Below are 23,405 nucleotides of genomic sequence, written 5' to 3'. Positions count from 1 at the left end.
ATGCCGAACAAATCGCCCCTGGATTTCGCACAACTGCTCCCGGACGCTCTGGCGCTTGTAACGCGCCCAAGCACGACTGTTTACGAAGCAGTCGCCTGCGGCATTCCGGTGGTGCTGTTTCCGCTGGTTTCGCCCATGGTCGAGTTCGACAGGCCCATGGGCGCCTTCAAACCAACATTGTCGGAGCATGACCTCGTCGAGGATATCCGCGCTGCGGTCAGGTCAAGGCCGACCTATTTTGAGCAAAGCCGGGACTTCCTCAATGCCAATCTGTCGATCGATCCAGAGGTGCCGGCTTCGCAACGGATCGCCAATGCCCTAATCGATATCTACAATCGCTGATCTGCTCGATCAAAGTGCCCGCAGTCGGAGTTCTCACGTTGAGTTTATTGTCCAACTTTTTTGCAAGAAAGCCGTCGCTGCTTGTCGTCTCATTTCCCAAATCCGGGCGGACCTGGCTGCGCGTAATGCTTGACGACCTGGGCGTTGATGCGGCCTACACGCATGACGGTTGCGACCACAAGGATCTGCGTGACATTACGCAGATCAGCGCCGACAAATCCCGCTATAAACGGCAACGGATTCTGTTCCTGACGCGAGACCCCCGCGACACTGCGGTGTCAGGATATTTCCAGGTCAACAAACGCCATGGGCTGGAAGCAGGTCCGATCGGCGATTGTATAAGAAGCCCCCAACACGGTGTCGAGAAGATCGCCCTTTTCAACCTGCAGTGGTTCGCAGCCGCAACTCAAATGCGAAAGATTGCGCTTCTGCGCTATGAAGATGTGCAGCGGGATACAAAAGACGCATTGCGCAGCATCGGGAAATTTTTGGGAAAATCCTTTGAGGAGTCCCAGCTTGCCGATGTTGCCATCAGCAGATCCTTCAAACGGATGCAGCAATCTGAAATCTCAGGAGAGCTGGGTGCGCGCTATGGCGGGAGATTGCAACCGCGCAATCCTGACGACCCGGAAAGCTTCAAGGTTCGAAAAGGTAAGGTCGGCGGTTATTTGGACTACCTCAGCGCGGATGATGTAGCCTTTTGTGACAATGTGCTTGCGCGGCTCGATTACTGGAGGCGGCTCGATGACGCCTTTCAGCGGCATGGCCTATCTTATGCCGACGCCAGGGCAGGTGTGAATTGATCCGATGCAAAGGCTTTGTCTGCGGATGCGGACATAGCGGCACCACCCTGATAGCTACGATTCTTGCTTCGCATGCCGATGTTTTTTTGCCATTCGAAGAAACCAACGTGTTTTTCAAATGGGCTCCACTTGCGCTGTATCGCTACTCGAAGCTGAAACAGGCGGCCATTGGGGCGGGCAAGTCGGTGCTGCTTGAAAAGACACCGCGTCATATCCGGCGTGTGGACCGGATAAGACGCCTGGTGCCGGGCGCGAAGTTCGTGATGCCGGTACGCGATGGGCGCGATACCGTTGCTTCGCTGACCAGGCGGCTTGGCGATGCGACCGAGAGCCTGGATCGCTGGATTTCGGACAACACATTGGTGCTTGCCGAGCGCGGCACCACGGACGTCCTGATTTACCGCTACGAAGATCTTGTTGATGACCCGGAAGCGACCATCGAAAAGATCTGCACCTTCCTGGGATTGTCGTTCGACCAGAGTTTGCTCGACTATCATCGGAGCCCGCAACGATGGTTCACACTCGATGCGCAACCCCAACATGCCGCGTTGCGCAACCAGCAGGTGAACCAGCCAATTTATGATGGCCGCGGCCGCTGGAAGACCGAACTGGGTCAGCAGGAATTGATGGAGCTTACCGAGGGGCGTGGGAAATCCCTGATGCAGGCGTTCGGATATCTTTGAGAAGGCCGAGCGACCGCTTCACTCTGGAAGCGCGCGCGCATAGCCAAACTGATCGAAGTCGCGCTCATAGGCGCGGTAGATGGTATCCGCCAGTTCTGGCGTGAAATAGTCGGCAAGCCTGCGGCGCGAGGAGGTGTGCAGAGGTGGCATCGCCGCGCGTCGCATTTCCTCGCTTGCACCGACATGATCGAGAACCCGTCCGAAATCCCGTGCGAAAGTCTCGGTTTTGCCGATGAGGTCGAAAACAACGCCTGGAAGGTCGATGATGTCGCTTTGCCTCTGCCAATGCTTGTCGATGCGCCATGTCGAGGTCGTGCAGGCAAAGGCGACGAAATCAGCAAACGACAGGCTCTTGTCAGCACCGACAGGTAGCGCCGGATCCGCCCTTTCGCGATGCGCCAGATAGACCTCCACCCTGCCATAGCCAGGCACAAGGGGGCGGTCGCGATATTGGTCGGCCCAGCACGACAACAGCCTTGTATAGGGATTGCGAACGAAGGTGAACCGCAAGGCTTCGGGACTTGTGGCCATGCGATGGAACTGCACGAGGCCATGGCGGGGCGCCTGCAAGCTCGACGCCTTTCGGTTGTGCACCTTCCAGTTCTGGTCGCTGCGCCATTCCGACACGGTGTCATTGCCGATCATGGCTGCAAGGTTGCTGCGAATGCGGCTGCTCGCCGCCTTCGGCGTGGCGAGATACAGGATCTTGAGTTGCGGGACGACGTCGATCAGATCGTCCGGCAGATAAGCGGTCTGCATCGCTCTGCGATATAAAGCCAGAGCTTCCGGATGCGCCCAGGCTAGAAACGGCTCCTTGACCAGACCGCGGAGATTTCGCAGCCCCGGTCGCAACGAGCGCTCCAAGCGGCGGATCAAGCCGACTTTGCGTTTGGCCGAGACTGCCTTGTCGGCGGGCGAAACATGGCTGGTGATCATCGGCAAAACCCTCGCCTTGAAAGCAGTCTACCGCCGTGGCATAGCCGCAACCACGCGGAACTATACGCCAGCGCCCCTATCCAGGACCGGCTTGCCACGCTTAATAGACTGCGAGCAAAGTCCCGCCAAGTTGGAAAGCTTGATCGGGGTGCAAAAGGGCGTAGCGAGGTCGCATGGATTTGCCACGGCATGATCAACGGGTTCAAGCTGACCCGAAGACGCCTATCCTGTTCGTGCGCCAGCGCTACGCGCCCTTTGGCGGAGGCGAGATCATGCTGGAAAACATCATGGCGGCGTTCGCCGCGCGTCAACGGCCGGTGGCCGTGCTGTCAGGCGACTGGCCGCGACACGAAGGCATAGAGTTCATCCAGTGCGCCGGCCGCCGCTTTCCCCGCCACCTGCGGGCGACGTCCTTTGCACGAGCCGCCTGCCGCAAGATCGCCGAAATGCCACCGGCCCTGGTGCAGAGCAACGATCGCCTTCCGTGCTGCGACGTCTTCCGGGCCGGGGAAGGCGTTCATGCCGCCTACCTTGCCGAGCGACGGCGTTTTGAGACGCGGCTTGGCAGGGCAGCGATGGCGCTGAGTCCGTTTCATCACCAGACGCTGCGCCTCGAGCGCGCGACCTATGCCAGCCCACGGCTTAAAGCGGTGATTGCCATTTCGAAAATGGTGGCTGAGGACGTTGTCCGTCACTACGACTATGCGGCCGAACGCGTGCACCATATTCCCAACGGGGTCGACCTGGGCCGCTTCAACCTAGAGTTGCGCCAACAGCATCGGGCCGTGGTCCGCTCACGGCTTGGCGTCAACGATGACAGGTCGGTCGTTCTCTTCGTAGGCTCGGGTTTTGCGCGAAAAGGACTTCTTGCCTTGATGAAGTCTGTCGCAATGCTCGATGGTGAGCCGGAGTTATGGGTCATTGGCCACGATTCGCGCGCCGATACCTTCCAGCAGGCCGGTGACAGGCTTGGCCTTGGTGCAAGGCTCCGCATGCTGGGGCCGCAAAAAGATACGCTGCCATGGTACGGCGCCGCCGACATTGCCGTGCTGCCTTCCATCTATGATCCATTCGGCACAGTGGTGATCGAAGCCATGGCCAGCGGCTTGCCCGCCGTGGTCAGCACCGGGTGTGGGGCGCGCGAGCTTGTCGATCGCTTCGAGCCGGCGCTCGTTTGCGACGCAGCCAGCGTAAACGAGCTTGCCGCCGGGCTTGCCCGCGCGCTGCAGCTGTCGTCACGGCCTGAGACTGCGGCCAGGGTCAGGGCGGCAGCCGAACACTACGATTTCAACGTCATGATCAGGAGAATGATAGCGCTCTACGAAAGTCTCGACCTGAAATAAATTTCGATATATTTATTGAATCCGTTAGTATCACCGGAGTGCCAACCGGCCGGGGGGGACAGTTTCATTTGAACAACAGTCGCAGTTTTGATGCCGGAACCGTCTGACCGTGCCGGCGCTCTCAGTCGTCATCATCAGCCGCAATGAGGAAGCGTGCATTGCACGTTGCCTTCGCTCGGTACATTTTGCCGACGAAATCGTCGTCCTCGACAATAACAGTACCGATCAGACTAGGGACATCGCCAGTGGGCTCGGGGCCAAGGTGCTGATCACCCTCGATTGGCCGGGTTTCGGCGCGCAAAAAAACCGCGCCCTCGCCGCGGCGACAGGCGATTGGGTCCTTTCGCTTGATGCCGACGAATGGGTCGAGCCGCCGCTGGCCGCGGAAATCAGGGCTGCCATCGCCAACCCGAAAGGCTGTGACGGCTTCGAAATACCAAGACGATCGCGCTTTTGTGGGCGCATTGTCCGCCATGGTGGCTGGTCGCCCGATCTGGTGCTTAGGCTTTTCCGTCGCCAGTCCGGGCGCTTCAGCAATGACACCGTGCATGAGAAGGTGGTGGTGAATGGCAAGGTCACGCGGTTGTCCCATCCCATGGAGCATGACTCCATCGCCGACCTGGCGGACGCGCATGACAAGATCGGCAGATACGCGCAAGCGTCCGCCGCGCGGATGCTTGCCGAGGGGAAAAAAAGCTCGATCAGCAAGGCGGTTTTGCGCTCGGTCTGGGCTTATATGAACAGCTATGTCTTCAGGCTGGGGTTTCTGGACGGTTCGACCGGTGCGATGGTCGCCGCTTATTCGGCCGGCTACACCTATCAGAAATGGGCGCTTGTCGCGTTGGGCGGCAAGTCGAGGTGCGCCGAGGAAAGCCGGGCCGGGGTGGAGGGCAAATCCGCGGGTTTCAGAAATCGCCCTGGCTAATTTCCGCGCCATTGTTGCCGAGTTGTTGCCAGACAGTTAGTGTATGACCGTTTTGAAATTGGAGCCAAGGTACTGAATATGACTGATGCGTTTAGGGTATTCGTTGGATGGGACAGCCGTGAGCCGATCGCCTACGACGTGGCGCGGCACTCTTTGCTCAAAAACGCTTCGGTGCCTGTCTCCGTCATTCCAATCAAACAGGACGAGCTGCGTGCCCGTGAACTGTATTGGAGGGAGAAAGATCCGCTCGCGTCAACAGAGTTCACTTATACGCGGTTTCTCACGCCTTTTCTTGCCGACTATACGGGCTGGGCTTTGTTCTGCGATTGCGACTTCCTGTGGCTCGGTGACGTCGCAGGTTTGCTGGAATACACGAAGTCGAACAAGGCGGTCTATTGCGTCCAGCACGACTATACGCCGAAGGCCACCACCAAGATGGATGGCGTTGTCCAGACATCCTACCCTCGAAAAAACTGGTCCTCGCTGATGCTGTTCAATTGCGCGCACCCTGCGGTTAAATCACTTACGCCGGAGGTCGTGAACCGCGAAAGTGGCGCCTACCTCCACCGAATGCAGTGGGTTGCCGATGAGGATTTGGGCTCGCTGCCGGTAGAGTGGAACTGGCTTGAAGGTTGGAACGAAAAGCCGGCGCATGGCACACCCAAGGCGGTCCACTATACAAGTGGCGGTCCGTGGTTTGCCGAGTGGCAGAATGTCGACTATGCGAATCTGTGGATAGCCGAACGGGACGAATTCCTGAGCAGTGCCGATCAAGCAGAAGCTGCTCTTTCGCGCTCGGCGAGCCGGTAGCCCAATCAAAAAGCCCCAGCGGCTGGCGGTAGCGATGCCTAACGCCGCTTGGGGTTCCCGCGCTGACGGCCGGTCTTCGCGCGCCGTGCTGCGGCATGGCCTCGCCGAACACCGGGTTGGGCGCGCTCTTCGCAGGAAACGAGACGACCCGTGTCATGTCGACCCAGGGTCGGGCGCCCGCTTCGCCCCGGCACAAGCGCCCTCTACACCTGCCCGTCCAGCCATTCCCGCAAATCGCAGTCCTGCTTGTTTTCGGCAATGGGCAGCGAGGGCCGCCTCCAGACATACCAGATGGCGGCAAGCACGGCGGCAGCCCACGTGCCGGCGAAAACATTCGCAATGAGGTCGATTGGAACCTCCCAAGCCGGCTAAAACATTAGCACGGCATCATTTAGGAGGGCGACACCAATTAGGAGTAGAGCGAGTAGAGCGAGTAGAGCGGGTGGAGCCGCAGGAGCCTACCGCCGTCCACCGTCTCAACCAGCTATCCCTTGCGAGGTCGCGGCCAAGACGGCGATGAGCAACAGCCATGCGGTCACATTGAAGACGGCGCGTAGTAGCATTCTTCGTCAATGGCAACGATCGGACGCAATGCTGCCCAACATATTAAGGCGCCGAGCAATCCAGGCGTAGCAGATCGGTGGATCTGTCCACGAACCAAGTCATATCCGACGGTTTATCAATTCGGCTTATATCCGAAGGTAGCAGCAGGTGTACTGACCGTTTCGCGATAATATTCGACCTTGGCCTCCGGCATGGTTCGGAAATCTGGCAAGGTTCGGAAACATTAATGGAACGCAATGTCCACTACCACGTCATGGACTTCTTGCGCATTTTTGCAGCGCTCTTGGTGTTACTGAACCATTTCGCGACATTCGCCTGGAGCAGTGCGTCAGTCACCGAGGGAGGTGATGTCGCCTTCGGTTTTCTGTCGGCGTTTGCCGGTTTGGGTGCTGTAGGGGTCGAAATTTTTTTCGTAATTTCCGGGTTCGTCGTTGCCATGAGCGCCGCAGGTGAAGGGGGCGTGTCGCAAGCGCTGCGTTTCGCGCGCATGCGCGCTTCGCGTATTTTGCCCGCCTTGTGGCTGTCCGCGCTCGTCAGCTTGGCCGTACGAACTCTTTATGGCGGGGATTTTTCCCATCTTCTGATGGATTTTGGCAGATCGGTAACCTTGTCTCCCAAGGGCCCTTATATCGACGGGGTCGTATGGTCTCTCGTCGTCGAGGCCGTATTCTACGTCCTGGTGGCCGCGTCAATTTTGTCGAGGTTTCGCTTGTCACTCTATGATCTGGCCAAAATAATAGGGTTTTCGAGCTCGGTATACCTTCTCATTCTCTCCGGGTTGCACTTCCTGCCGCCGTCCACGCGGCCGGAAGAAGCGATATCAGTGCTTTCGCGGTTCCCCTTCAAACTGCTTCTGCTGCAGCACGGAGTTTTCTTCGCGACAGGCATGATCTTCTTTCTTGTCAGGAACGGCGGTGATGGCCGTAGCGAAATGGGACATGCGGGGAAGACAGTATTGATATTGCTTTTTGGCTGTATGGGCACTGCTGAGATTTTTATGTCGGTTGAACGCGGTTATGCGTATAAAACCGCCGCCGTGATTGTGTGGTTGATGTGCATGTATGCGATGGCGGCAGGCATAAGGTATAATGAATTTATTAAATACAAGATTTCGGATTACCATAATTTCGTGAGATACATTGGGGGAATTAGCTATCCAGTATATTTGAATCACTACTCGGTTGGCATGGTTGTGGTCTGGTGGTTATTTTCGTTAGGTTTTTCGACGCCCATTGCCTTTGCACTGTCCATGCTATGCGTTTTGGGTTTGAGCATGGCGGTCATGTCGCTGGAAAAGCGGATTCAAAACGCCATCAGGCGAGGGTTCCCTAGACCCGACGCCAAACGAGATCAAATGGCGGTTTAGCGTCTCCGAGAGGAGGGCAGGAAATCCCGCGGCTTTTGTGTCGCGGCTGAACCCGGACAGTCTGGCTCGAAAGAGGGGCTGTCAATCGACCCGATCCGGTCCTGGAACTGCAGCGAAGGTTACTCGTCGAGCCGAACTGGCCGGGCTGTGAACGAATGCTCTTGTCCGTTGAAACCTCGTCACGGCAATACACTTGAGTGGCCCGGTGCTGCTCGGTATGGGGCAACCCGAAGTGCTATCTGCGAGTGAAATCAGAACGTTGCATGGATGCGGTCGCGGCACGTTCCGCCCGATTTTGAACGAGCGGCGGTTCGCCCCGACAAGGTCAGCGCGACCGCAAGTCAGCAGCAATGCCTGGCTTGCAGTCGGTAGGGCGAGCCAGTCACGCTCGAAAGCCGTAAGCGATCCGTAACAGTGGCGTGTCGAAAGTTGCACGGTGTCACCAGGCGCTTCCGACCGCCGGAGGCCTCGCCATTCGAATGGATGGTGCAGAAAGGCGGTCGAACTTTATGATGAATTCGGGTCCTACTGTGCTCGATCTGGCGTGATCCTTGCTTTTTTGTGAGAGTGCAGTGCAACATCACCCAATGGTTGTAGCCCGTGCAGGGTACTCAACACGTCAAAGCTGGAGTACGTTTTTGCGTAGGGAGGTATCTAGGGGAGGATTGGCGGGGTTCGAATGACGTATGCTACAAGCCTTTTATTGAGTGGGAATGAAAACCGTCCGGCGTCAGTCGCAGTCAAGAGCGACGATAAGGCGTATATCAAGGCGCTAGGCTTCGTGCCGAAGCGATATGCGGCGGAAACCGCTATCGTCAATCAGGGGGAGGACGGCGATCGCGTCTTCATAATCGAGTCTGGCTGGGGTTGCATTTCTCATGACCTTGCCGGTGGACAGCGACAGATTTTGGACTTTGCCCTGAAGGGCGACATTGTCCTGCCACAGACGTATACGGGCGCTGCTCTTCAGACATTTGTGGCTCAAACCGACCTTGCGGTGCTGGAAGCCTCGGCCAAGACGCTTGCTCTTGGAGCAGCGAAGTCGCCGCACATAGCCTCGCTTTTTCTAGAAACGCTCGCGCGCCAGCGAGCGCTTGTTGCCCAACACCTCACCAATATAGGCCGACGCAGCGCCTTGGCGCGTACAGCGCATTTGCTGCTCGAACTGAGAGCGCGCCTGGAGCGCGTCGGCGCTGTCAGCCGCACTGGCTTTGCATGCCCTCTCACCCAGTACGACCTCGCGGACGCGCTCGGCCTGACGCCGGTCCATGTCAATCGAATGCTGCGGGAATTACGGGAACGCGGGTTTCTGGAGTTCCGCCAAGGTCATGTCCGCGTGCTGGATCGGCTGGGCGTAACGAAGTTTGCTGAGTTCGATGACAGGTATATCGATGGTTGACACTTACTTTGGCGGTCGATGCAAAGGCGGCGCGACGCGCTTAGAGCCGCACTGGCCATCGGCGACGCCGGCTGTCTTTACCGACACCACCCGCGCCTGGCAAACAACGCGAGGCCCAGATTCCAGTCGGTGTGTTCTCTGGCTACCCTCCCGCCTAGACCAAATTGCTAGGGCCAAGTGAAGCGGGGTAAAAATTTTTTACGTTTTATTAACCTAAATTAGTGAAGGCACAGCTTTTCGGCGATAAACATTATTGACGGGTAGTGCTGTTCCAAGTTGGGGCTTGGGAATCCCGCAGCTATAGTGAAAGCGACGCAAGCAGAACATCGCTAGCGGGAAATAGTATTTGCCTGCAGTACATCTCGTACTGGTCTCGAAACGTTGGGTAGAGTTTGGGGAGTAAGTTCATGGTTCCGACAATTCAACTGGATAGCAAATCACCCGGTGCACTGGAATTCGTATCGCGCAAGGCCGGGAATGGAATACATCTTCATAGGCATGGCTTGACCGAATCCTGCCTAGCTCTGCTGGACGAGCGAGTGCTTGACCGGCAATGTCTTGCGCAATGCCTGACCGCCTATGGCATCGGCAAGGAAATCCTGTCGTTCGGTTCGATCGAAGAGTGGCGGCATCAAGAGAATGCACTGTCGATATCGGCCATTCTGCTGAACGTGGGCAGCCGAAAAGTGACAGATGCAAGGACCGGCAGCGAAATCGCCGATCTCGTGAATGAGGCCCACCCGATTCCAGTGGTGATTTTGGCCGATACCGACGATCTAGAGCAGATTCTGAAGGCGTTGAATTATGGCGCAAAAGCCTACATCCCTTCATCGATCCGTTTCGAGATCTGTGTTGAAGCCGTAAATCTTGTCCTTGCCGGTGGCACATTTGTCCCTGCAAGCAGCGTGCTTGCCCAGCACAAGGCAATCGACACAACCGTCGAAATGACAAGGCCCATGGCGAGTGTGTTCACGGAGCGGCAAGAAGAGGTCGTCCAGGCTCTCAGGCGTGGGAAGGCGAACAAGATAATCGCTCATGAGCTCAACCTTCGAGAGAGCACGGTCAAGGTTCATATCCGCAACATCATGAAAAAGCTGAAGGCGACGAACAGGACGGAGGTCGTCTACAAGCTCAATGAGATGTTTCCTGGCGCCCACCTGTTGGGCCGATCGAGCTAAACGGTTGTCATCATAACAGTGGCGCGGCTGCATGCTCGAACCGGGGCCCGGTGGCGATGCTGCTCGACCGTTGCAGTTCGCCGCTCTTTTTATTGCAGATATGGATTGAAGCCATGCTAGACCGGCCGGCGGCAATTGTTCACAAGCCATGGCTCGGGGCGGATGCACCGCAGGACTTTATCAGCCTCGCTGACGTTGTCTCGTTTGCCCGGCAGTATCTTTTCTCGATCCTTGCGTTCGTCGTCGCCGGAATCGTTTGCGCGACGTTCTACTTTGCTACCTCGGATCCTATTTATTCCGCGCGCACCCAGATCCTGATCGAACCGAAGATACCCAGAAACCTCCAGCAGCAACCGGCCGAGGTGAACCTGTCGCTCGATACTGCTCAGGTCGAGAGCCAACTTGCAGTTCTGCGCTCCCAGAAGATCGCGATGATGGTGATCGATGACCTTGGACTCATGGACAATCCAACCTTCGGGGATCTGGACGGTCCGACTATCGGCGAGAGGTTTCGCAGAGCCTGGATGGGCATCGTCGATGCCGGCGGATTCCATGCCGGCAATGCTGCGCTCACGGATTTCTTCCATCGCGTGCTGCCCTGGCCGGATCGAATGGAGGCTAACAGTCCGCAGCTGGAATCCGAGCGCCGGCGTCACGCGGTGGAGATGTTCAGCGATGGCCTAGATGTCCAGCGTGTCGGTGTCTCCTATGCAATGGACATTACATTCCAGTCTCAGGATCCGGCATTGGCGGCACGCATCGCGAACGCCACGGCGGAAGCGTTCGTGCGCGAGCAAGTGCAAACAACTACAGCAACGGCTAGCGAAGGCATCGCCTGGTTGGAAAGGCGGATGCGGGAGGTCGGTGATCAGATGAACCGGGCGACCCGGGTCGCCCAGGAGTTTCGCGCAAAACACGACTACAGCATCGGTCAGGACGAGACGTCCGTCGCCGGACAGGATCTCGCACACAGCGAAGGAAAGCCAACACACCAGATTACGCTGGAGCAGTTGGAGGTTACCGCCGACACGTATCGAAAGATGTATGAAAGCCTGCTCGCGGCATATACAAACTCGGTCGACCAACAGCCTTATCTGATCGCCGATGCTCGCGTCATCACGTCCGCGACGAGCCCCAAGAAGGCAAGTCGCCCGCGCAAGACGCTGATCCTCGCTTTTGGCGCACTTGCCGGAATGGTGGCTGGCATCGGGTTCGCCGTAGCGCGACGCGGACTCGATCGGAACGTGAGGACCCCGCGTCAGATCCGTCGCGAACTGGGCCTGGCCTGTATTGGAGAATTGCCGCCGGTCAGCTTCAGGCGGGGTGGTTTTGGGCGGCTTGACGAGGTGCTCAGGAACCCGGACTCTTCATTCAGCGGCAGCCTCAGGAGCGTCAAGGCGATCATGGGCCTGGCCGGGGCCAACTCTTCAAGGCGTCGCATCGGAATTACGTCCGTGTCCCCCGGCGATGGGAAGAGCACCATTGTAAGCAATCTGGCGGCGCTGTGTGGGGGGGCGGGCACAGCGACCCTCGTGATCGATGCCGACGATAAGTCGGCACTGGCCAACGAACGTCTCTTTTCCTCCGATTTCAACGTGATCGATCGGGATTCCGGCAGCCCCAAAGACATCGGCAAGCAAATCCGATTCATTGAAAAGACATCGTTTTATTACTTGAAGAACGATTCATCGAGTTCGGCGAATTTGCTTGTTCCCGATAATATGGAGAAATTGCTGGGCGAAGTTGGTAGTTACAGTATTGTCATTGTTGAACTCCCACCGTTTAGTTCAGGAGCCGAAGGGCTTGCTCTTTGCCCGCTTCTCGATGGCGTGATTGTGGTGGCGCAGTGGGGCGTGACGTCGCTTGATCAGCTGGAAGACCTGACGCAGACACTCAAAAACACCAATTCCTCCGTCCTTGGCGTGTTGATGACACGTGTTCGTACCGTTTCGGCTCGGCGTTACCGGAAGCGCGCAGGTCAAGCGCCGCGCTGACGTCCTGTCTTCCTCGCGGCGGCGTCAGCATGTCGCGCAAAAGCATGCCCTCGGGCTTGAACCGAGGGTGCGCAGCGGTTTTTGCTGCGCAGCGGTTTTTGCGATGACGACATGCATCACAACAAGAACTTGAAGCGCGTCGCCTGAATCCGTTCAAATGCGTCGCGCTTTAGAGCCCAGCGGCAAGTCTCGACACCGCCCCGTCAATTCGACACTTGCCTGTCAAAGGCAATCCGCGCCCCTTCAGGGCGTCGCGAGTCGAACAATCGATCCGATATCGTGCCAGGCATTGAACGGAGCAGCCATTCGTCCGTACCCGGCCTAGCAACTAAGGGGTAGCCTACGCTGCCAATCACCCCCGATCTACCACCTTTTCCCTGCTTGCCGGAGATCATCCGTCGTCGCCAAAATGCAAACGAAAAGTTGAAATCGAGCGCAAGCGGAAAATGTCCAACGTGATCGAAAGTAACCTGCGGCAGTGCGACGAGCTGGCCGTTATTGACGACGATGCGCGCAGCGAAAGCCGACAGCCGCTCGGCGGTTGGGCCAAGAGGCTGCTGGATCTGATGGTAGCCTCGACAGCGCTCATCCTGGCCGGTCCGATCCTGGTTCTGATCCCGCTTCTGATCAAGGCCACCACAGGCGGTCCGGCGCTGTTCGTTCACCGGCGCATTGGATTCAATGGAAAGGCCTTCGATTGCTACAAGTTCCGCACCATGGTGCCGAATGCCGAGGAGGTGCTCGAACGGCATCTGAGTTGCAATCCACAAGCCGCCCAGGAGTGGGCGGCCAACCAGAAGCTGAGCTGCGATCCGCGTATCCTGTTCTTCGGAAAGATGCTTCGCAAATCGAGCCTGGATGAGCTGCCGCAGTTGTTCAACATCTTGCGGGGCGACATGAGTTGCGTCGGCCCGCGTCCTGTCGTTGCCGACGAATTGCAACGCTATGGCGCCGCATCACACGAATATTTGAAGACGCGGCCAGGACTGACCGGCCTCTGGCAGATAAACGGGAGAAACACGACCGAGTATTCGCATCGCGTATTGCTGGACACGCAGTACGTTCGGACATGGTCTCTGCGCCGCGATCTTTCGATCCTGATGCGGACGATACCGGCCATGATGAAGTTCGATCAGACTTCCTGACCTTGGCTATGTCAGGGGCGCGGCAGAAACGGCCTCAAGCGATCGTCGCTCACAAGGGATCGTCGCCCACTCTATTGCCGCCCACTCTATTGTCACCTCGGGCGATGCCGCAGCACGGCAATTGCAAGGCCGACCAGGTAGGCAATTTGGGTGACGACAACAAGATAAAACGTCGAGCGGATGGTGTTTGGAACAGACAGGTGAAGAAAGCTGCCTACAGCGATGCTGCCGACGATCACCACCAAGGTCGCCACGATCAGCGCCGGCGCGCGCAACGTAAGCCCTATCGCCAGGGCAAGACCGGCAACGCCGACAATGGCAAGCAACACGGCGACCTCCTCCCAGGGTCGATCGACGCCACGCAAGACGGACCTTGTCCCAAGCAAATCAGAGTCGCTCGATTTTGTGAAGCCCAACATTTTAGCTCAGCGGTTCCGGCGGCGCAGTCAGGGTCTGGTTCATTGATCGTGGCGGTGTGAAATGCAGGTTTCCGTCGTTGGAGCACTGATTTGCACGGGAATCCTGGCCCTCGTCGTCTATATGCGCTGGTCGATGATCACTGCGCTGATTGCCTCTCTGGCGTTTGGTGCGACGTCAATCGGGACAATAACCTCGCTTGGCGGTTCATCGCCGCTTATCTTTACCGTCTTTGATATGCTGGTGATACTAGCCGCGCTGGCTCGACGGGGAATCTGGAGGGAAATAGGAGCGGTCTTCGTTCGTATAGGTGCCGCATGGATCGTCTGCGCGCTGATGATCTATGTCTGCATCGGAGCGCTGTTGTTTCCGAGGCTCTTTGCAGGTCAGACGAGCGCCTTCGTTGCGTCCCGCACGGGCAGGGGCGTCTACGAAGCGGCCTTGGCGCCGGTGTCTGCCAATATCTCTCAGGCGGGTTACTTTATTCTGGGCGGATTGACCTTCCTGGCGGCCTGTCTGCTGCTTCAGCGCAGCGGCACGTTAGCGGATATCAGGCGGGGCTTCTTCTTATGGTTCGGCTTGCACGTGCTGATGGGCGTCCTGGATTTGCTGGGCAAGGTGCTCGGTGCCGGCGACATCCTTGCCCCGATCCGTACCGCCAACTACGCCATGCTGACGCAAGTCGCGGAAGCTGGGTTTTCGCGGATCGCGGGGGCATTTTCAGAGGCATCGGCGTTCGGTGCGGCATCGCTGGCAGGGCTGGCGTTCTCCTATACCTATTGGCGCAAGACCGGCTCCAAATGCGCATTGGGGTTGGGAGCGGCCATGTTCGTTCTCCTGCTGCTGTCGACATCGTCGACCGCCTATGTCGGTCTTGCAATCGTAAGCGTGCCCGTTGTCTTTTCCATCGTGAAGTCGCTCGCTTCAGGTCGGCTGAGGTCGGCGGAGGCACTGCTAATCGCGTTGCTGCCGCCCTTGCTCCTCTCCGCGATGGCAGCCGGTCTGTCCTATCCGCATTTCTTCGATCCGGTCTTGCAGCTTTTCGACACCACGGTCGTTAACAAACTCACATCAGCCTCCGGCCAGGAGCGCAGCTACTGGAATTACAAGAGCCTGCAGTCTTTCTTCGATACAGGTGGACTGGGGGTCGGGTTGGGAAGCTCGCGCGCCTCGAGTTGGCCGATCGCTCTGCTGTCCCAGTTGGGACTGTTCGGCACGGCGATGATGGCAGTTCTGTTGGCAATGCTGGTGCGCGGGCTGCGGGGTGGCCGCGGTCGCATCGATCCCGAGGTCGACGCGATCGCATCGAGTGTTCGCGCTTGCGCCTTGGCGGGGCTCGTGGCCGCATCCCTGTCAAGCGGCAGCGCCGACCCGGGTATCGTATTCCTGATTCCTCTCGCGGTCGTTCTTGTCAGCCGGCGCCTGCCTGTTGAACACGACAGCGCTGCTGGAGCTCCTGCAAGGACGCTCCAGCATTCGCGCGATTCCAGTGAAGACGTGATTCAATCGCAGGTCGGCGCCGTTCCCGGTCGCGTCTAGCAGAATCCGCCGGGGTGCTACGGAATGCCTACAGTATCGCCGGCGGTTTCTGCCTTGAGTTCTATTCCCGGCGCCTCGTGCCGCTCGGTCGATGTCAGGTCCAGCGCGCCCGTTTCATCCGCAGCCAGTGGTATTTCAACCTTGATTGTGTCGCCGGGCTCGACGGCACTCGTTTCGTCAGCCTGGATTTGCACTGTCGCACCATCCGCCGACGGCCGGAAAATCGTGTAGATCGGCGCAGCCAGCTCCGCATCGGCTCGGCGGGCAAGAAGGGTCGGGGCAGATACCGCGGACTCGTACAATAGCCGCCTTGCCGTCTCTGTCTTGCTTTCGAGAGCATCGAGCTCAGCTTGGGTTTGACGCAGGTCGATCGTTACCTCATTTTTGCGCCCATCCTGGAGCTCGAGAATTGATATGTCAGTTTTACTGATTTCCTGACGCCCGCGCAGCAGACTGGTTTCCGCCGACAACCTCTCGCTCTGCGCCTGGGCAAGAGCCCGCTCCAGAGAAAACTCGCGCGGCGCCGCCGCAAGACCTTTGGCGACAAGCGCCGAAACCGCTGTCAATTCTTTCTGGATTGAGCCGATTTGCTTGTCGAGGAAAACGAGTTGCGCTTCCAGCGAAGCAAGTTCCTTCTCGAGGAACTCGCGCAGACCACGAAGCGCCTTGACCTGAGTGTCCAATCCCTCGCTGCGCGCCTGGAAGATCGAGCGTTCCTGCTTCAAGAGCATGGCAAAGACGTCGTCCCGAATGCGCGATGTCAATTGGGCCGGAAACTGAATGTCGCTGGCATGCGAGAGTTCCGCCTCGAGTCGTGCCTTGCGAGCGAGGAGACTGGCTTCGTTCAGTCTGAGCAGGCCCACATCCCCTTGGCCCTGGATCACTTCGCGCTCGAACCTGGCGTCCTTGTCCTCTCGAGTCCGCAACCCGCCCGCGATGCTCAATGCTTGCAAGACGGTCAGCCCAGGCCGGTATGCGAATTCTCCCGACTGCGTCACCTTGCCGACAACATAGAACGGTCGGAACTGGACGATTTCCACCGCCGTATTCGGTTTTCGGACAAGGCCGATATTTTTCATGAGGCTGTCGCCGATCGAGTTCGCGATCTCACCGGTGGTGAGTCCGGCAGCCTTGATTTCGCCGACCAGCGGTAGCGAAACGGAGCCATTGGGACCGACCGTGTACTCGTCGTTGAGAGCATCCCAGGCAAAAATCGTGTCGCGTGACGCACGCCATTCGTAGACCTTGACGCGGAGCTTGTCCTGCGGGCCGAGCACATACTCTTCGGCGTTTGCAGCCGAGGCACCCAACATGCAGGCCAGGGACATCCCCGCATACGCCACGACGTGGAGAATGCGCCAGCCGTCGCGCCGAGCCGACAGCTTGCCCAGGCGCCGAACTCGATGATTTGAACGAGCGCCGCTGTCGACTGAAAAGGGCAATTCATGGAGCATCTGTTACCTCTGGACTAGATCTTCAGAATGTACTCGGGCTCCACCCGGCCCCTTGCGACATGTGAAAGGGCCAGGAGATTGCCGCGCAGACGCCCTCGCCGGTCGACATAGGGTTCCGGCCAGAGGCTGCGCGCGAGATTGGCGAGCAGATTTTTGCCCATCAACCTAAGTGCGAAAGTCGATGGAACAGTGCCTTTGCGGACGAGGTAGATTGGATTCGCCACCTGGGAATAGCCGAAACGAATGCCGTTTACGCGACCGCTCTTGATGCCGAGGTGAACCCCGCGGATCAACGGCAAACAGACGACCCGCCCTCTGGCTCTCAACTGACTGGTGAAATCAACGTCTTCCTGCCAGCCATAGAGCACAAGCCGTTCGTCGAAGCGCAGGCCGTCGATGCATGCCGCCCTGATCGACATGTTGCAGCCATAGGCGCTGATTTGATCCACCCCACGCGCTTCAGTCGCTGGGCCGGCTTCGCGAAGCGCCTGGATACCCTCGTCCCAACTGAGCCCTGCGGTTGTCGCGCCGTCCTTCAGCACGTGTCCCGTTACCACTGCCCAGTCGGGCTGCTGCGTGAACGCCTTCGATACGCCTTCGAGATAGTCGTCCGCCGGAACAAAATCGTCGTCGAAAAAGGTGATTATGTCGAAACGGTCGCCTGCGACATCGAGGGCGATGTTGCGCTGCGCCGGCAAGCCGGTCTTTCCGAATACGCACGATACAGGAAATCGGCAAACCGTGTTGCTGGGAATATGGCCGGCGTCGGGGGCCGAGAGTATCACGTCGTCAGGCAGCAGGGTCTGCCGCTCAAGCTGTGCGAGAAGCCGAGTCACTTGTTCCTTGCGACCAAACGTTGCGACGATCACGACCACTTTCATCGACGATCAACTCTCCTCGCGGGCAATGGATACAGATACGGCGCGCGACCACTGCTTGCGAAGTGAGCGCGCTATGATCCTAATCCGCCAGTCGCGCCGATACAGCCTGCGCATAAGGTTAGCGTTGATGCGTGCTTAGGCCCATCGAAGTAGGAGGCGTACCTCGTTGGAGTACATCCAGCCTCGGGAGGGTGCGGCGCTTAACCCGATAGGCAGCTTGTTTGGACGGGGCGGACGCCACACAGTCGCTGAGCATCCGGGCAACAAGAATTCCGGAAAAAAGTGCCAACATTCCGGGAGGGCAATGCATGCGCCATGTGCGACAGCCGAAAGCAACCACCATGGTGGGCCGGGATACCAAACAATTGCGATCCATTAGCAAGACGCCATTTGCCGGCATTGACCGCAACGCGCGCATCGCCGTCGTGCATGATTGGTGCCCGAACTTTCGCGGAGGGGAGCAGGTTCTTGCCCGGATCTGCAAGATTTTTCCGAAAGCCGAGGTCTTCACCCTGTTCGATTTTCTTCCGAAGGAGATCAAGGAAGAGTATTTTCCAGGCGTGATTTTCCACGTTTCCGGCATGAATCGACTTCCGTTCGTGGAAAAGTACTACAGGTCACTATTTTTTCTCTGTCCGTTCATGATCGAACAATTTGATGTCACGGGTTATGACGCGGTAATTTCCTCTTCGGCCGCATTCTCTCGAGGCGTTCTGACTCGCCCAGACCAACCACATTTGTGCTATGTGCACAGTCCGGTGCGATATGCGTGGGACGAACAATTCTCCTATTTGCAGCAAGCCCGCTTGGGATTTGGCCCGAAGGGTCTCGCCTTTCGCTACATGCTTCACAGGCTGCGGACCTGGGACACAAGAACGGCGCACGGTCCTGACCTTATGCTGGCGAACTCGAATTATGTCCGCTCTCGAATCGAGCGGATTTACGGCCGCGACGCGCGGGTAGTCCATCCGCCCGTCGCCATCGAGGATCTTGATCTCGTCGTCAACAAGGATGACTACTACGTCACGGCCGCGTTCCACGCCCCGTATAAGCGTACGGATCTGATAATCGAGGCGTTCAGCAAAACGCCGTCGCGTCGCCTGGTTGTCGTCGGCGACGAAGTACAATCCAGGCATCTGCGATCGCTTGCCGGCCCCAACATCGTCTTCACCGGCTATCTGCCGCGGCATGAATACATCGAAAAAATCGCCAATGCTCGTGCTATGGTGTTCGCTGGATGCGAGGATTTCGGGATAACGCTTGCCGAGGCCCAGGCGTGCGGCACGCCATTGATCGCCTTCGGCCGCGGCGGCGCGCGCGACATTGTCCGGCCGCTTGGCGAGAGCGCCCATCCGACAGGTGTGCTCTTCGACCGTCAAACTGTCGATTCCGTAGCTGGGGCCATTGATCTGTTCGAGAAAAATGCGGTGTCCATTACGCCGCACGCCTGTCGCATGAACGCGACCCGGTTCTCCGAGGAAAGGTTCGACCTGGCGATACTCGACGCCTTTGGCCTGGCCCAGTCTGTCCAACTCGCTCGCGCAACCGAGTACAATGAACTCTTCGGAGCCGAAAGCTCGACGCGCGATATCACCGGTTCTCTTGTCGAGCCAATTCTACAATGAACTCATTTGACCTTCACATGGCAAGCAACAAAAAAGCGCTTGGACCGGCCGCGTGCCCGTGCTGCTCGGCGCCAGTCAGCCGGTCAATCTACCGGGTCGAATCCATCCCGGTGCATAGTTGCGTCCTGCTGAACTCGGCCCAAGAAGCCCACGCATTTCCCCGCCGCGATCTTGACCTCGCATTCTGTGACGCATGCGGATTCATATTCAACAGGGCCTTTGACGAAACGATCATGGGGTACTCGGCCAATTTCGAGGAATCCCAGCATTTTTCCAGCACCTTCAACGGTTTCGCGAAGGGACTTGCACGCGAGATTGCACAAAAATGTGCGATAGCCGGCAAGCACGTGTTGGAGATCGGCTGCGGCAAGGGTGAATTTCTCCGCGAACTTTGCATAGCGGGCGGCGCCACCGGGCTCGGCATTGATCCAGCCTATCGAGCCGACAAAGGCCGCAATGATGAGTACGGCGACGTCAAGATCATCGTCGACTATTTCGGACCGGACTACCAGCATCTCCAGGCGGATACGGTCCTCTGTCGCCACACACTCGAACACGTAAGCTCGGTGTCGAGTTTCGTGCGGCTGATCCGCAAGATGATTGGCAAAAGGACCCAGGATTGGGCCGTCTTCGAGACGCCTGATGCAAAACGTGTGCTCGTGGAGAGCGCGTTCTGGGACATTTACTACGAGCATTGCTCTTATTTCAGTCCTGGTGCGCATGCACGCCTGTTTCGCCAGGAAGGTTTCGACGTTACCGATCTGGAACTCGTCTATGATAACCAGTACATCGTTCAGTACGCCCGGCCGTCGGCCGGCCGGACGACGCCGAGACTACCGCTCGAGCACGATCTGGAAGTGATGCACCGTTTGGCGGAAACCTTTCCCGCCCGCGTGCGAGCCGCTCAGAATTCCTGGCAGGAGCGCATTCGCGCCGCGCACGCCGCCGGCCGGCGGGTCGTCCTGTGGGGCGGCGGCTCCAAGGCAGTGTCTTTCCTGACGACCTTGCAGCTTGGAGACGAAGTCTGGGCAGCAGTCGACATCAACCCCTACAAGCAAGGCAAGTTTACGCCCGGGACCGGTCACCCGGTCATCGCGCCAAGCGACCTATTGGACACTCCGCCTGATCTCGTCATCGTCATGAACCCGATATACCTGAACGAAGTGGCGCAATCCTTGATTGCGCTGGACCTGCGACCGGAAGTCGTCGCGGTCTGATTGCGCTCTCGTCAAGAAGAAGCTGGAAAATGCAACATTCCAAGTCGCCGCAAGTTTCCCTTGGCATGCCGGTCTACAACGGCGAGAATTTCGTCTCCGAGGCGATCCGGTCGATCCTCGAGCAGGATTTCGGTGATTTCGAGCTGATTATAGCTGATAATGCATCTACCGACCGTACGGCTGAAATCTGTCTCGACTTCGCCGCTGACGACCAACGAATCCGCTATGTCCGGAATGAAAGGAATTTGGGCGCGTCGGGTAACTACAATCTGACTTTCCAGCTGGCTCGGGGAGAGTTCTTCAAGTGGTGCGCGCATGACGATTTCATAAGTCCCAATTTCGTCAGGCTTGGTGTGAAAGCACTGGTCGCGGATCCGGAAGCGGTGGTTGCTTATGGCAAGCTCGAATATGTGGACGCAAACAGCAACGTCATTCCTAAGCCTGCCAGCGGCGAGCCAAATGTTTCCGTGTATGCCACGACGTTCCCCGACATGACACGGATAACACCCGGCCGCCGGTTTCGAATGCTAGTAGCGGCGGGCGGGTCGGATAATGCGATGTTTGGCATCATGCGCCGTGCGGCCCTGGCGAAAACGTCGCTTCACCGAAAATACTATATGTCTGACCGCGCTCTTCTGGTTGACCTAGCGGTGCTGGGCACATTCGTCGACGTTCCAGGGATGACGCTCTACAACCGGGATCATGCCGGGCGCTCGACGAAACTTGCGGACAAGATGACGCGCAGCAAGTGGACCAATCCCGGCGTCAAGAACCACCGGTGCTTCGAACATCTGAGCCTGCTGTCGCATCAGCTGGAAATCGCCTGGAAAGGCAGAAGCGTCGCGCCGCTGCATACGACATTGCCTTATCTCACAGTGTGGGCGCTGCATCCATTCCGGGTTGGTTGCTATGTGCTGGAACTAATCGGCGCCGTCTCGCCAAACCTGCGCCAATCGATTGGGACGTCGATTCGGCGTCTAGGAGGGCTATTTGGGAAATCTCCCAGCGTTCGCCTTCAGAAGTCCGATAACTGACTGATCGACCGTGCGACGCGCTAAACCAAACGGCTCAGAGGGTTCGCCTGGATCGGGACCGCCGGCCGGCACCGGCAGGAAGAACCTTGTGATCGTACGGGCGGGGCGTAGCTCTTTGCATGCCGGTTGGACTGATGGGGCGGGCGACGCCGACTTCGATCTTCTCGTCGCCGCCTACGAGGCTGGCGTCTCCCATGGACAGAACGATTTCAGCGTATTTCTCCCGGGGCGCAAGATCGCAGGCTATCATGCCTTGTTTCAACGCTACCCTGAAATTGTGACGCGATACGATCTCATTGCACTGATCGATGATGACATCGAGACGACGAAGCTGGACTTGAATCGTCTGTTCGCTATCGGCCGCCGCTATAAACTTGATCTGTTTCAGCCAGCACTGTCTTGGAACAGCTATTTCTCCTACGCAGCGACGCTTGTCAGCGGTGACAGATACTTGTTGCGATATACCAACACGGTCGAGATGATGTGCCCGGTGTTCAGCGCCAAGTGCCTGCAAACGGCGATGAAATTGTTCGGGCTCGGCTACGAAACGGGAATAGACCTTCTTTGGACCCGCCTGACTGACATGCCTTGGTTGCGGTACGCCATAGTTGACGATGTTGTTGTAAGACACACGCGGCCGGTCGGGACAACAAAGTCGCTTCAAGGTTTCGCTGCCAACGAACGCTACGACGTGCAGGTTGATGCTGTGCTGAAGAGGTTCGGCACTGCGTTTCGCGGGTTCGTAACCTATGCAGCGGTGGACAGGCGCGGGCAGCTCGTCCAGTCTCGCTTTCTGATCGGGCTTAACTCCCTGTCCCTTTGGCGGGCGCTGTTCAGGACACCACTCAATTGGACACAGTTTATGCGTCGGTCGACCGACTATACGCGACATTGCTGGCTGAGGCCGGTCAACCTGCAACGGATCGACGTCGATGGAGTGGTAAAGTCAGTCCGTCAGCCACAAAGGGTGGGTCGCCGGCTCATGCAATGATGATATCCGGCGCGAGACCAAGCTTATTCGCCGCCTGGGCAACTCCGTCCCGATAGAGCGGGTTCATCACAATATCGACCGCAGGGTCTGCCGCGCAGGCTCTCCCGCCCAACCACAGGCGTGCCTGTACCTGGAGCAAAGCGACCTTGCTTGTGCGGGTTGTCGTCGACCAGGGCGCTGATCCGCGCGCCCTCGGGAACGACGTTGACGAAAGTGATGCCCTTTGATCCCGCACCCCAGACAACGGTCTGCTCTCGATTCCGTGTTGCAAGGTAATGGGTAATCGCGCCACCAGCGACTTTGTCGCGATAGGTTTGGTCGAAGCGGCGGACCAAGGTATCGATCCCTCCAGGGCTTGAAAGACCGGCCGTCATCCGATTTCGGGAGGCTTGCTTCGATGAAGAGATACTGGTCACGGTCGCGTCCCCACAGGTGCTGTAGCTCGGCGCTACGCCGGAGCGTGGGAACGTAAACGTCCCCAAACGACGTATGTCTTACGCACCCGGGGCAGTTTGGTGCAGCACGATTACCGATGGACCATCCCGCGTCCCACACGCCCATCCGCGCAGGCGATCAAGAAGCGGGAGGCTACCTCTTTCCGCGCCGGCTGATGTTCAAGGGCAAGCGAGGTGCCCGCGGCAATCAAGGTGAGCGCCTCTCTGCCAGATTGTCGGGGTAAAACGAGGCGAGAAAGTCCGATGACCCTTGGTGGGAGTATCCCCTACCAATCCTGCGCTTTCGCGCCGCTGCGGTTGAATT

The 23,405-nt window shown here is 58.1% G+C and carries 21 protein-coding genes; 16 read left to right on the top strand and 5 right to left on the bottom strand.

Annotation, left to right across the window (positions count from 1 at the left end; genetic code table 11):
• Genes NMG70_RS02375 through NMG70_RS02365 form a run of 3 tightly spaced genes read left to right on the top strand, consistent with a single transcriptional unit; the run spans position 1 to position 1,828 of the window.
• The gene (locus tag NMG70_RS02375; RefSeq protein ID WP_254023041.1) at positions 1-342 is read left to right on the top strand and encodes a glycosyltransferase; all 342 of its coding nucleotides are present in this window, start codon (positions 1-3) and stop codon (positions 340-342) included.
• 38 nt (positions 343-380) lie between these two features.
• Complete coding sequence (locus NMG70_RS02370; protein WP_254023040.1) at positions 381-1,145, top strand: sulfotransferase domain-containing protein; 765 nt, start codon at positions 381-383, stop codon at positions 1,143-1,145.
• Entirely contained in the window at positions 1,142-1,828 is a 687-nt protein-coding gene (locus NMG70_RS02365; RefSeq protein WP_254023039.1) for a sulfotransferase family protein, read from the top strand. The genes NMG70_RS02370 and NMG70_RS02365 overlap by 4 nt, the downstream gene beginning before the upstream one ends.
• Positions 1,829-1,846: 18 nt before the next feature.
• Here the strand turns inward: NMG70_RS02365 and NMG70_RS02360 are convergent, their stop codons facing one another.
• Positions 1,847-2,764 carry a sulfotransferase family protein gene (locus NMG70_RS02360; protein ID WP_254023038.1) on the bottom strand — a complete coding sequence of 306 codons (918 nt, stop codon included), beginning with the start codon at positions 2,762-2,764 and terminating at the stop codon, positions 1,847-1,849.
• Positions 2,765-2,937: 173 nt separating this feature from the next.
• Here NMG70_RS02360 and NMG70_RS02355 point away from each other — a divergent pair, with 173 nt between their 5' ends.
• From NMG70_RS02355 to NMG70_RS02320, 8 genes are all read left to right on the top strand, one after another.
• Positions 2,938-4,107 carry a glycosyltransferase family 4 protein gene (locus NMG70_RS02355; protein ID WP_254023037.1) on the top strand — a complete coding sequence of 390 codons (1,170 nt, stop codon included), beginning with the start codon at positions 2,938-2,940 and terminating at the stop codon, positions 4,105-4,107.
• A gap of 109 nt (positions 4,108-4,216) precedes the next feature.
• Entirely contained in the window at positions 4,217-5,032 is an 816-nt protein-coding gene (locus NMG70_RS02350; RefSeq protein ID WP_254023036.1) for a glycosyltransferase family 2 protein, read from the top strand.
• Positions 5,033-5,110: 78 nt separating this feature from the next.
• Positions 5,111-5,842, top strand: a complete 732-nt coding sequence (locus tag NMG70_RS02345) for a glycosyltransferase (RefSeq protein WP_254023035.1) — start codon at positions 5,111-5,113, stop codon at positions 5,840-5,842.
• Between the two features lie 790 nt (positions 5,843-6,632).
• Positions 6,633-7,772: an acyltransferase family protein gene (locus NMG70_RS02340; RefSeq protein ID WP_254023034.1), complete on the top strand. Its 1,140-nt coding sequence runs from the start codon at positions 6,633-6,635 to the stop codon at positions 7,770-7,772.
• 679 nt (positions 7,773-8,451) lie between these two features.
• Positions 8,452-9,171 carry a Crp/Fnr family transcriptional regulator gene (locus NMG70_RS02335; protein ID WP_254023033.1) on the top strand — a complete coding sequence of 240 codons (720 nt, stop codon included), beginning with the start codon at positions 8,452-8,454 and terminating at the stop codon, positions 9,169-9,171.
• 407 nt (positions 9,172-9,578) lie between these two features.
• Positions 9,579-10,349, top strand: a complete 771-nt coding sequence (locus tag NMG70_RS02330; protein ID WP_254023032.1) for a response regulator transcription factor — start codon at positions 9,579-9,581, stop codon at positions 10,347-10,349.
• A gap of 56 nt (positions 10,350-10,405) precedes the next feature.
• On the top strand, positions 10,406-12,343 hold the full coding sequence (locus NMG70_RS02325) for a GNVR domain-containing protein (RefSeq protein ID WP_254023248.1): 1,938 nt from the start codon (positions 10,406-10,408) through the stop codon (positions 12,341-12,343).
• A gap of 458 nt (positions 12,344-12,801) precedes the next feature.
• Complete coding sequence (locus NMG70_RS02320; RefSeq protein WP_436798339.1) at positions 12,802-13,488, top strand: sugar transferase; 687 nt, start codon at positions 12,802-12,804, stop codon at positions 13,486-13,488.
• Between the two features lie 92 nt (positions 13,489-13,580).
• On the opposite strand, the gene NMG70_RS02315 is transcribed toward NMG70_RS02320, so the two are convergent.
• On the bottom strand, positions 13,581-13,814 hold the full coding sequence (locus NMG70_RS02315; protein WP_254023031.1) for a hypothetical protein: 234 nt from the start codon (positions 13,812-13,814) through the stop codon (positions 13,581-13,583).
• Between the two features lie 154 nt (positions 13,815-13,968).
• On the opposite strand from NMG70_RS02315, the gene NMG70_RS02310 reads away from it, so the two are divergent.
• Positions 13,969-15,444 (top strand): hypothetical protein, encoded by a 1,476-nt coding sequence (locus NMG70_RS02310; protein WP_254023030.1) that lies wholly within the window; start codon positions 13,969-13,971, stop codon positions 15,442-15,444.
• A 17-nt stretch (positions 15,445-15,461) separates the two neighbouring features.
• On the opposite strand, the gene NMG70_RS02305 is transcribed toward NMG70_RS02310, so the two are convergent.
• A complete protein-coding gene (locus NMG70_RS02305; protein ID WP_436798338.1) occupies positions 15,462-16,772 on the bottom strand; it encodes a polysaccharide biosynthesis/export family protein in 1,311 nt (436 codons plus the stop codon).
• A gap of 140 nt (positions 16,773-16,912) precedes the next feature.
• Positions 16,913-17,779, bottom strand: a complete 867-nt coding sequence (locus NMG70_RS02300; RefSeq protein ID WP_254023028.1) for a glycosyltransferase family 2 protein — start codon at positions 17,777-17,779, stop codon at positions 16,913-16,915.
• Positions 17,780-18,120: 341 nt separating this feature from the next.
• Between NMG70_RS02300 and NMG70_RS02295 the strand changes: the two genes are divergently transcribed.
• The 4 genes from NMG70_RS02295 to NMG70_RS02280 all read left to right on the top strand — a co-directional run bounded on the left by NMG70_RS02295 (position 18,121) and on the right by NMG70_RS02280 (position 22,646).
• Positions 18,121-19,404 (top strand): glycosyltransferase, encoded by a 1,284-nt coding sequence (locus NMG70_RS02295; protein WP_436798337.1) that lies wholly within the window; start codon positions 18,121-18,123, stop codon positions 19,402-19,404.
• A 233-nt stretch (positions 19,405-19,637) separates the two neighbouring features.
• Positions 19,638-20,621 carry a class I SAM-dependent methyltransferase gene (locus NMG70_RS02290; protein ID WP_367185486.1) on the top strand — a complete coding sequence of 328 codons (984 nt, stop codon included), beginning with the start codon at positions 19,638-19,640 and terminating at the stop codon, positions 20,619-20,621.
• Positions 20,622-20,650: 29 nt separating this feature from the next.
• Positions 20,651-21,655, top strand: a complete 1,005-nt coding sequence (locus tag NMG70_RS02285) for a glycosyltransferase family 2 protein (RefSeq protein ID WP_254023025.1) — start codon at positions 20,651-20,653, stop codon at positions 21,653-21,655.
• A gap of 88 nt (positions 21,656-21,743) precedes the next feature.
• On the top strand, positions 21,744-22,646 hold the full coding sequence (locus tag NMG70_RS02280) for a hypothetical protein (RefSeq protein ID WP_254023024.1): 903 nt from the start codon (positions 21,744-21,746) through the stop codon (positions 22,644-22,646).
• A 23-nt stretch (positions 22,647-22,669) separates the two neighbouring features.
• Here NMG70_RS02280 and NMG70_RS02275 read toward each other — a convergent pair whose 3' ends face one another.
• Entirely contained in the window at positions 22,670-23,020 is a 351-nt protein-coding gene (locus NMG70_RS02275; RefSeq protein WP_254023246.1) for a Rossmann-fold NAD(P)-binding domain-containing protein, read from the bottom strand.
• Positions 23,021-23,405: the final 385 nt, after the last annotated feature.

This window comes from Mesorhizobium ventifaucium, assembly GCF_935822925.1.
Taxonomy (GTDB): domain Bacteria; phylum Pseudomonadota; class Alphaproteobacteria; order Rhizobiales; family Rhizobiaceae; genus Mesorhizobium; species Mesorhizobium ventifaucium.
This window is presented reverse-complemented; position numbering and strand designations above follow the sequence as displayed.

Excerpts from the sequence above, each read along its gene's own strand:
- NMG70_RS02300 (WP_254023028.1), bottom strand. The coding sequence starts at position 17,779 with ATGAAAGTGGTCGTGATCGTCGCAACGTTTGGTCGCAAGGAACAAGTG.
- NMG70_RS02325 (WP_254023248.1), top strand. The coding sequence starts at position 10,406 with ATGCTGCTCGACCGTTGCAGTTCGCCGCTCTTTTTATTGCAGATATGG.
- NMG70_RS02345 (WP_254023035.1), top strand. The coding sequence starts at position 5,111 with ATGACTGATGCGTTTAGGGTATTCGTTGGATGGGACAGCCGTGAGCCG.
- NMG70_RS02310 (WP_254023030.1), top strand. The coding sequence starts at position 13,969 with ATGCAGGTTTCCGTCGTTGGAGCACTGATTTGCACGGGAATCCTGGCC.
- NMG70_RS02295 (WP_436798337.1), top strand. The coding sequence starts at position 18,121 with ATGGTGGGCCGGGATACCAAACAATTGCGATCCATTAGCAAGACGCCA.
- NMG70_RS02285 (WP_254023025.1), top strand. The coding sequence starts at position 20,651 with ATGCAACATTCCAAGTCGCCGCAAGTTTCCCTTGGCATGCCGGTCTAC.
- NMG70_RS02275 (WP_254023246.1), bottom strand. The coding sequence starts at position 23,020 with ATGACGGCCGGTCTTTCAAGCCCTGGAGGGATCGATACCTTGGTCCGC.
- NMG70_RS02375 (WP_254023041.1), top strand. The coding sequence starts at position 1 with ATGCCGAACAAATCGCCCCTGGATTTCGCACAACTGCTCCCGGACGCT.
- NMG70_RS02330 (WP_254023032.1), top strand. The coding sequence starts at position 9,579 with ATGGTTCCGACAATTCAACTGGATAGCAAATCACCCGGTGCACTGGAA.
- NMG70_RS02355 (WP_254023037.1), top strand. The coding sequence starts at position 2,938 with ATGGATTTGCCACGGCATGATCAACGGGTTCAAGCTGACCCGAAGACG.
- NMG70_RS02360 (WP_254023038.1), bottom strand. The coding sequence starts at position 2,764 with ATGATCACCAGCCATGTTTCGCCCGCCGACAAGGCAGTCTCGGCCAAA.
- NMG70_RS02335 (WP_254023033.1), top strand. The coding sequence starts at position 8,452 with ATGACGTATGCTACAAGCCTTTTATTGAGTGGGAATGAAAACCGTCCG.
- NMG70_RS02290 (WP_367185486.1), top strand. The coding sequence starts at position 19,638 with ATGGGGTACTCGGCCAATTTCGAGGAATCCCAGCATTTTTCCAGCACC.
- NMG70_RS02305 (WP_436798338.1), bottom strand. The coding sequence starts at position 16,772 with ATGTCCCTGGCCTGCATGTTGGGTGCCTCGGCTGCAAACGCCGAAGAG.
- NMG70_RS02340 (WP_254023034.1), top strand. The coding sequence starts at position 6,633 with ATGGAACGCAATGTCCACTACCACGTCATGGACTTCTTGCGCATTTTT.